The following is a 7850-nucleotide window of genomic DNA, read 5'->3' as shown; positions in this document are numbered from 1 at the left end:
CCCGCCGCAGCCCGCCCGCCGGGCGCCGGGCCGGGTCGGGACGGCCCGGTCAGACGCGGGGCTCCCAGCGGAAGCGGCGGACGGCGATCCACATGAACACGGCGGTCCAGCCGACTGCCAGGGCGACCCGGAACAGTGCGGCGCCCGCGCCGAGTTCACCCGTCCATCCCGAGCGGAACAGGTCGATGGTCGAGGACAGCGGAGCGAACAGCAGCGCGTCACCGAGGGCGTCGGGCAGCACCTCGCGGGGGATGTAGATGCCGGAGATCATCGGCAGGACGAAGATGGCCGGCAGGGTGGCGATCATCACCGACTCGATGGTCCGGCACAGTGCCGCGGTGGCGGCCCCCATGGCCGTCATCAGGGCGACGCCGGTGACGAGTCCGGCGAGCGCCGCGAGCGGCTGCCGGGGTGCGATGCCGAACATCACCGACAGCACGCCGGTCACCACGGCGATCTGCACCACGCAGACCGTCATGTACATCGACGCGCCGCCGGCGAGGATCACCGGGTCGGAGACCTCACCCGTGCGCAGCCGCTTCAGGACGAGTTCCTCCCGGCGGGCCACGTAGAGGCCGGTGACGGAGGAGTACAGCGAGAAGATCAGCAGGATGCCGGCGGCCGTCGACACCATCAGCGGCCCGGGGCTCAGGCCGAACCTGTCGACCTCCATCTGCTCCTGCACGAACCGCATCGTCAGCAGCAGCATGATCGGGACCAGCACCACGTAGATGTAGTTGGCCTTGATCCGGTTGAACAGCTTCCACTCGATGCGGAACAGCGTCTTCATGTGCTGTGCGGCCAGGCCGTTCACGGTTCCTCCCCCTCCTCCTGCTCGGTGGTGTCGCTGGTCGCGATGCTGATGAAGGCCTCCTCCAGGGAGGCCGGCCGCGCGGTGAACCGGTCGAGTTCCACCGCGTGCTCCTCGGCCCAGCCGAGCAGCCGGGCGGCGTCCTTCTGCAACTGCGCGGTCGTGACGGTGACGCGCCCGTGGTGACCCTCGGCGGTACCGCTGAGCGGGAGGTCCTCGACGGACCACTGCTCGGGCAGGCCGAACGACAGGGTGGAGGGGTGGTCGGCGACGACCTCCGAGACGGTGCCGGACGCCGCGATCCGTCCCCGGTGCATGATCGCCAACCGGTCGGCGAGGGACTCGGCCTCCTCCAGGTAGTGCGTGGTGAGCAGGATGGTCGAGCCCTGCTCCTGGAGCTGCCTGATGAGGCGCCAGGTGGCGTGCCTGCCCTCGGCGTCCATGCCCGCGGTGGGTTCGTCGAGGAACAGGATGTCGGGCTGCGACAGAGTGGCGACGGCCAGGTCCAGCCGGCGCTTCTCACCGCCGGACAGGTTCTGCACCATCACCTCGGCGCGGCGGGAAAGGCCGGCGAGTTCCAGTGCCTTGGCGACGGGCCGCGGCCGGGAGGTGAGTTCGGCCCACATCTCGACGCTCTCCCGCACGGTGAGGTGGGAGATGAACCCGCCTTCCTGGAGCATCGCGCCGGTGCGCGGCCGGATGCGGGCCCGGTCGGCGATCGGGTCGAGCCCGCCGAAGAGGCGGATGTGTCCGCGGTGCGGGGCGGCCAGTCCCTCCAGCAGTTCCACGGTGGAGGTCTTGCCCGCGCCGTTGGTGCCGAGCAGCGCGAACAGCCGGCCGGGCTGGACGGTGAAACTGACCCCGCGTACGGCGTTGAACGCGCTTTTCCCGCGTCCGTAGCGGCGCCAGACGTCATGGGCGTGGATGTGACTGGCTTCCGTTTCCGACATGGGTCCTTCCTCAGGCGGGACGAGCGCGGGACGGCTGTGCAGATCCTGCCACGGACCGGGCAGTGACGGGGAAGCGGATTAGAGAATTCCGGGTGCTGAACTGGGAAATGGTGCTTGCGGCTTTGATCTGAGGTCTTCTCGAGGATTCCCGTGTCGGGCATGAGGTGAATTTCCGCCGTGGTGAATCCGGGCAGTCGGCTTGCTCGCCACCGCGTGCAGACGCCGATTTTCCTCACCCAATAGGCGCCCTTGACCCTCCCCAGGGGGTTGGGTAGCTTACGTGTCGCGCGACTGACCACCGCGTTGGCAGGGAATGGGGTGAACGGGGAATTGATTCAGCTGTGGGTGGATGCAGGACGCCCTTGTGCTCTCGCGTCCGGAGCCAGTGGGCTTGTCGATCCTGCTGTGCCACAGACCTGATACTGCGTGCAGGAGTGTTGACGCGTGGTGGCGCGGCCCGGTTCTCCGGGAATCCGTGCAATCCCGGTAATCCACCCCGCTGTGAGTCCCGCCACTCGTTCCCGACGACGCGGGCGTCCGGCGCTGCGACCCGCACAGACCGCTGCCCGGTGTGTACCTGTGCTCGGTGTTCACGCCACCCCGCTCATCCGTGCACGGCATGTGCGGCCATCTCGCCGCGCTGTCCGTGCCGCGCAGGCGCCACGGCGTTCGGACACCGCCCGATCTGTCCCTGGAAGAGTAGGAGTTGACCTGATGCGTGCCCACAGATGGACGGTCGCCGGAGCAGCCGCGGCGCTGGCCGTGCTCGCTTCCGCCTCATCCGCCACCGCTTCCTCCGTCACCGCCTCGCCCGCCACCGCCTCGTCCGGTGCCGCGCACCTAGCCGAGGCCGCCGCGCACGCCGCTGCACCGCCGGGCGCCCTGCCGTGGTCGGCGACGCACGGGTCGGCGACCGCCTCCGGACACCGGTGGACGGAGCCCGGCCAGATACTCTTCCGCAACCTCGTGGTCAGTGGGGAGTTGACCAACACGGGACCGGGATGCGCGTCGGTGTGGACCCAGTTCACCTTCGACCTCGCCCCCTCCCCGGCGTTCAAGCGCGCGGAGGTGTGCGGGACCGGATCCGTGGACATCCACCTCCGGCAGTCCCTCATGCCCACCACCACCGGTCGCCTGACGGTGTGCAGGGGCACCGAGACCGCCACGGACTGCGCTCCCTGGCAGAGCCTCACCTAGTGGCCGATCGGCCGGGACTGACCACCCGACCGGGACGAGGAACCGCATGAACGGTATCGACATCGACGACCTGGACGAGGTCATCGCGAAGACCTACCACGAGGTCAGGACGGCCGTCACCACCCACAGCGAGAAGAGCATCCAGCTGTACAGCCACGCGCTGCGGGCGCTGGTGGAACTGCGGCAGGCGGCGGTCGAGTCCGAAGCCCGCACGGACAACTGACCACCGGCAGAACGGCCACCGGTCGTCCCCTGCCGCCGGCGACGTCCGCCGTGCGGGCGGGGGACCGCCGGACGTCGGCCCTCGGAGCCACCGCGGGTGTGGTGGCCCCGAGGGCCGACGCATTCCGGTTCTCTTCGGCGCCGATTCGGCTCTGTCGCGGTGTCACCTGGCGTCAGGTGTTTCCGGCGGGTGTTCCTTTCGGCGTCACCGTGTTCCGGCGGTCAGGGGATTATCCTCGGGCTCCGGGGGACGTTCAGCACTTCTTCCACGCCAGGTGGTAAACGGTGTTGATGTTTCCGTCCGTGGAGTCCATCGCCATGAAGCTGGTGGTCTTCTTCGGGTCGGACGTGCCCGCGTGCACGCGGAGTTCGGTGTTGATGTTGAAGTTGCGCTGTTCCCCGCAGGGGGCGTAGACGAGGGCCGCGATGTCGGTGACGTCGGTGTTCTGCCAGTAGTCGCTGTACTCCCCGGAGTACGTGTGGGAACGGTGTTCCGTCTGCGACATTCCCTGGAAGTAGTAGTTGGCCCGCTGAACGGCCGTGGCGCCTTCGGCCAGGGACGCGAATCCCCGGTAGTCCGCCTGGGCGATCGCGTAGGTGAATCCGTGGGGCACGTGCACCCGCAGGCTGAGCTGGCAGTTCTTGCGGAAGTCGGTCGGTTTGGCGCCCACTCCCACCTGGGCCAGATAGTCGCTGTAGGTGACCGTGAACGCGGTGTTGTCGGGCGCCACGGCCACCGCCGCGGTGCCGGCCGGGCAGCCGGAGCCGTTCACGGTGGCGAGGGTGATGACTATCTTGTCCGGCGGCGTCGGCAGGGTCTCGACTGTCGTCGTTGACGACGCAACAAAAAGCGAGGCGACGGCACTGAACGTGGCCAGCAACTTCACCATGGAATTCCCTCCGGTCGGCCCCCGTCGCTGATGTGCGGTACATGTCAGCACGGAAGACGCTGGGCCGGGACGGCCGGTATCGGCCAAAGAAATCCCCAGTCCCTCTTTGGCCGACTCCGAGCCCGCGCTTTCCGGACGCGGTGAGGAGGGGTGGCCGACTCCGCTTTCCCGTGCGGCCGAAAAGCGAGCCTCTGGCCGGGGAAATTCCGGGGAATGCCGGGGGCAAGGAAGTGCCGCGCCGGGACGAGGGGCCGGACGGAGGGACGAACGGCGGCACGGCGGACGGGTGCCGGACCGCCGTGCCCGGGGGTGCTCGGCAGGACGAGAGCGCGCGCCCGTGTCGGCGGCGTGCCGCTCAGGCGAAGTCGGACGTCTCCAGGTCGAAGGCGAACGGCTCGGGCAGCGGAACGGGCTTGCCGAACGAGCGGGAGAGGGCCTGGCTGTAGTCGTCGCCGTCGGGTTCGCTGAGCAGCGTCACCGTGCCCTGCTCGCGGTCGATGAGCAGGTACAGCGGGATGTCCGCACGGGCGTAGCAGGAGCGCTTGGCGGCGCGGTCCCCGGAGGGCCGGCTGCTCGTCACCTCGGTGACCATGGCCACGCCCTCGCAGGGCATCCACGGCTCGGCGCCCCGGAAGAGCCGCAGGGTGCGGGGTGCGAAGGTGGCGTCGGGGGTGGCCCGATTGCGCGGGCACAGCCCGCCCCGGGGCAGGATCAGCCCCTTGTTTCCGGAGACGTCCATCTCGGTCGCCGCGGACCGCAGCACCTGCCTGACAACAGTGGAGATGTAGTCCTCGTGATCGCCGTCGGGTGGCGGTGCCACAACGATCTCCCCCTCGATGAGCTCGGCCTTGAATCCTTCGGGGGTCTCCAGGGCCAGGAAGCTCTCCAGGAGGAGCTGTTCCTGCGTCGGTGGTGGCTCGTGTGCCATGGCCGTCATGCTGCACCCCCCAGCGGTCGAAGGCCAGTCCTACCGGAGCGGTGTCGCCAGGTGCCAGCTGCGAAGGTGGCGTTCACCCTGAAGAGTGGAGGTGACCTGCCGAAGAAACGATGAATCCACTCCTTGAGTGGAATAGACTCAACTTTGTACACGTTGATTGAGTCAGGGCGCGGGGAGTCCCGGAGCCGTCAGGTGTACCGAGGAGGAGAGAACGCAGATGGATGCCGAGCTGACCAACAAGAGCCGAGACGCGATCAGTGCGGCCAACACCCGTGCCGTCACCGGGGGCCACTCCGACATCACCCCCGGGCACCTGCTGCTCGCCCTGCTGGAGGGTTCCGACAACGAGAACGTCCAGGACCTGCTGGCCGCCGCGGACGCCGACCAGGCCGCGGTGCGCTCCGCGGTGGAGCGCCAGCTGGGCAGGCTGCCGACCGCGCACGGCGCGACGGTCGCCAGGCCGCAGCCCGACCGTGAGCTGCTGGCCGTCATCGCGGACGCCGCGCAGCGCGCCAAGGAGCTCGGTGACGCCTACGTCTCCACCGAGCACCTGCTCATCGCCACCGCGGACAAGGGCGGCCAGGCCGGCCGGCTGCTGACCGAGCAGGGGGCCACGGCGAAGAAGCTGCTGGCGGCGTTCGAGGCCAGCAGGGGCGGTCGTCGGGTGACGACGCCGGACCCGGAGGGCACCTACAAGGCGCTGGAGAAGTTCGGCACCGACTTCACCGCGGCGGCCCGCGAGGGCAAGCTCGACCCGGTCATCGGCCGGGACCAGGAGATCCGCCGGGTGGTGCAGGTGCTGTCCCGTCGCACCAAGAACAACCCGGTGCTGATCGGTGAGCCGGGCGTCGGCAAGACGGCCGTGGTGGAGGGCCTGGCACAGCGCATCGTGAAGGGCGACGTGCCCGAGTCGCTCCGCGACAAGCGGCTGGTCTCCCTCGACCTGGGGGCGATGGTCGCCGGTGCCAAGTACCGCGGTGAGTTCGAGGAGCGGCTGAAGACGGTCCTGTCCGAGATCAAGTCGAGCGACGGCCAGATCATCACCTTCATCGACGAGCTGCACACCGTGGTGGGTGCCGGCGCGGGCGGGGACTCCGCGATGGACGCCGGCAACATGCTCAAGCCCATGCTGGCCCGCGGTGAGCTGCGCATGGTCGGTGCGACGACACTGGACGAGTACCGCGAGCGGGTTGAGAAGGACCCGGCGCTGGAGCGCCGCTTCCAGCAGGTGCTGGTGGCCGAACCCACCGTCGAGGACTCCATCGCGATCCTGCGCGGGCTCAAGGGCCGCTACGAGGCGCACCACAAGGTGCAGATCGCGGACAGCGCCCTGGTGGCCGCCGCGACGCTGTCCGACCGCTACATCACCTCCCGTTTCCTGCCGGACAAGGCCATCGACCTGGTCGACGAGGCCGCGTCCCGGCTGCGGATGGAGATCGACTCGTCGCCGGTGGAGATCGACGAGCTGCAGCGCTCGGTGGACCGGATGAAGATGGAGGAGCTTGCGCTCGCCAACGAGTCCGACCCCGCGTCCCGCGAGCGGCTGGCCCGCATCCGGCGTGATCTCGCCGACCGCGAGGAGGAGTTGCGGCAGCTGACAGCCCGCTGGGACAAGGAGAAGCAGGCGCTGAACCAGGTCGGTGCGCTGAAGGAGCGACTCGACGAGCTGCGCGGCCAGGCCGAACGGGCCGAGCGGGACGGCGACTTCGACGCCGCGTCCAAGGTGCTGTACGGCGAGATCCCGGCGGTCGAGCGGCAGTTGGAGGAGGCCGCGGCAGCCGAGCAGGAGGCCGCCAAGGACACCATGGTCAAGGACGAGGTCGGCGCCGACGACATCGCGGACGTGGTGGCCGCCTGGACGGGCATCCCGGCCGGCCGGCTGCTGGAGGGCGAGACGCAGAAGCTGCTCCGCATGGAGGACGAGCTGGGCCGGCGGCTGATCGGCCAGTCCGAGGCGGTGCGCGCGGTGTCCGACGCGGTGCGCCGCAGCCGGGCGGGCATCGCCGACCCGAACCGTCCCACCGGTTCGTTCCTGTTCCTCGGCCCGACGGGCGTGGGCAAGACGGAGCTGGCCAAGGCGCTCGCCGACTTCCTCTTCGACGACGAGCGGGCGATGATCCGCATCGACATGAGCGAGTACGGCGAGAAGCACTCGGTGGCCCGCCTGGTCGGCGCGCCTCCCGGGTACGTCGGCTACGAGGAGGGCGGCCAGCTCACCGAGGCCGTGCGCCGCCGGCCGTACAGCGTGGTGCTGCTGGACGAGGTGGAGAAGGCCCACCACGAGGTCTTCGACGTCCTGCTCCAGGTGCTGGACGACGGCCGGCTCACCGACGGCCAGGGACGGACGGTCGACTTCCGCAACACCATCCTCATCCTGACCTCCAACCTCGGCAGCCAGCACCTCATGGACCCGCTGGCCAAGCCCGAGGAGCAGCGCGAGCGGGTGCTGAGCGCGGTGCGCGCCGCGTTCCGTCCCGAGTTCCTGAACCGGCTGGACGACCTGGTGGTGTTCGCCGCCCTCAACAGCGAGGAGCTGGAGCGGATCGCGAAGCTCCAGGTCGAGAGCCTCCAGCGGCGGCTCACCGAGCGCCGGCTCACCCTGGACGTCTCGGACGCCGCGGTGCACTGGCTGGCGGTCGAGGGCAACGACCCCGCGTACGGTGCCCGCCCGCTGCGGCGGCTGGTGCAGACCGCCATCGGCGACCAGCTGGCCCGGGAGATCCTCAGTGGCGAGGTGCTCGACGGGGACACCGTCCGGGTGGACGTCACCGGCGACGCGCCCGGCAGCGGGCTGACCGTCGGCCCGGCACGGGACTGAGCGGCCCCGAGCGGCCGTGCCGGGC

Annotated in this window: 7 protein-coding genes; 3 read left to right on the top strand and 4 right to left on the bottom strand. The window is 69.8% G+C overall.

Translation table 11 applies throughout. From position 1 onward, the window contains the following. Positions 1-49: 49 nt before the first annotated feature. On the bottom strand, positions 50-814 hold the full coding sequence (locus tag ACYVE9_RS10565; protein WP_461027517.1) for an ABC transporter permease: 765 nt from the start codon (positions 812-814) through the stop codon (positions 50-52). Then, positions 811-1761, bottom strand: coding sequence for an ABC transporter ATP-binding protein (locus ACYVE9_RS10560; RefSeq protein ID WP_461027516.1), 951 nt, complete (start codon positions 1759-1761; stop codon positions 811-813). Before ACYVE9_RS10560 ends, ACYVE9_RS10565 begins: the two co-directional genes overlap by 4 nt. A gap of 714 nt (positions 1762-2475) precedes the next feature. Here ACYVE9_RS10560 and ACYVE9_RS10555 point away from each other — a divergent pair. Both ACYVE9_RS10555 and ACYVE9_RS10550 read left to right on the top strand, forming a co-directional pair. Next, positions 2476-2958: a hypothetical protein gene (locus tag ACYVE9_RS10555; protein ID WP_461027515.1), complete on the top strand. Its 483-nt coding sequence runs from the start codon at positions 2476-2478 to the stop codon at positions 2956-2958. A 46-nt stretch (positions 2959-3004) separates the two neighbouring features. Further along, positions 3005-3181 (top strand): hypothetical protein, encoded by a 177-nt coding sequence (locus tag ACYVE9_RS10550; protein ID WP_461027514.1) that lies wholly within the window; start codon positions 3005-3007, stop codon positions 3179-3181. 253 nt (positions 3182-3434) lie between these two features. Here ACYVE9_RS10550 and ACYVE9_RS10545 read toward each other — a convergent pair whose 3' ends face one another. Together ACYVE9_RS10545 and ACYVE9_RS10540 are read right to left on the bottom strand one after the other, a co-directional pair. After that, the gene (locus ACYVE9_RS10545; RefSeq protein WP_461027513.1) at positions 3435-4070 is read right to left on the bottom strand and encodes a DUF4360 domain-containing protein; all 636 of its coding nucleotides are present in this window, start codon (positions 4068-4070) and stop codon (positions 3435-3437) included. Positions 4071-4425: 355 nt separating this feature from the next. Then, positions 4426-4998: a Uma2 family endonuclease gene (locus ACYVE9_RS10540; protein ID WP_461027512.1), complete on the bottom strand. Its 573-nt coding sequence runs from the start codon at positions 4996-4998 to the stop codon at positions 4426-4428. 226 nt (positions 4999-5224) lie between these two features. On the opposite strand from ACYVE9_RS10540, the gene clpB reads away from it, so the two are divergent. Then, positions 5225-7825, top strand: coding sequence for an ATP-dependent chaperone ClpB (clpB, locus tag ACYVE9_RS10535; protein WP_461027511.1), 2601 nt, complete (start codon positions 5225-5227; stop codon positions 7823-7825). Positions 7826-7850: the final 25 nt, after the last annotated feature.

This window comes from Streptomyces sparsus (assembly GCF_054776295.1).
The sequence above is the reverse complement of the archived record's forward strand: the minus strand, read 5'-3'. Positions and strand labels throughout refer to the sequence as shown.

Bases quoted from the DNA above. Each gene is read 5' to 3' on its own strand.
- ACYVE9_RS10550 (WP_461027514.1), top strand. From the start codon at position 3,005: ATGAACGGTATCGACATCGACGACCTGGACGAGGTCATCGCGAAGACC.
- ACYVE9_RS10540 (WP_461027512.1), bottom strand. From the start codon at position 4,998: ATGGCACACGAGCCACCACCGACGCAGGAACAGCTCCTCCTGGAGAGC.
- ACYVE9_RS10545 (WP_461027513.1), bottom strand. From the start codon at position 4,070: ATGGTGAAGTTGCTGGCCACGTTCAGTGCCGTCGCCTCGCTTTTTGTT.
- ACYVE9_RS10560 (WP_461027516.1), bottom strand. From the start codon at position 1,761: ATGTCGGAAACGGAAGCCAGTCACATCCACGCCCATGACGTCTGGCGC.
- ACYVE9_RS10555 (WP_461027515.1), top strand. From the start codon at position 2,476: ATGCGTGCCCACAGATGGACGGTCGCCGGAGCAGCCGCGGCGCTGGCC.
- clpB (WP_461027511.1), top strand. From the start codon at position 5,225: ATGGATGCCGAGCTGACCAACAAGAGCCGAGACGCGATCAGTGCGGCC.